The sequence below is a fragment of the Lysinibacillus sp. GbtcB16 genome (assembly GCF_019091145.1).
Taxonomy (GTDB): Bacteria; Bacillota; Bacilli; order Bacillales_A; family Planococcaceae; genus Lysinibacillus; species Lysinibacillus fusiformis.
The window spans coordinates 1-270 of record NZ_JAGXJV010000418.1; the positions used below are offsets into that span (position 1 = coordinate 1).

Sequence of the window (270 nt, forward strand, 5' to 3'; positions counted from 1 at the left end):
AGGAGCATTTATGAATCAATTGTTCATCCTGGGATGGTTGCTTCCCTATCTCAATCAGCCGAAGAAGGCTCTTAAAATATCGTTGATAGCTCTCCTAGGTATTTTTATTTTTATTTTCACCATTGTTTTACTTTCAATCATGGTCCTCGGTTCATTAACGGGTCAATTGAATTATTCCTATTTAAGTGTCATGCAATATATTGGTATTGAAGGCTCCCTTGAACGTCTTGAGGCCATTGCGGTTATGATCTGGGTCATTGGAAGCTTTGT

1 protein-coding gene is annotated in these 270 nt (G+C 38.1%); it reads left to right on the forward strand.

Annotation, left to right across the window (positions count from 1 at the left end):
* Positions 1 to 10: 10 nt before the first annotated feature.
* A partial coding sequence (locus KVT27_RS24760) for a GerAB/ArcD/ProY family transporter (RefSeq protein ID WP_217582185.1) occupies positions 11 to 270 on the forward strand: 260 nt, incomplete at its 3' end.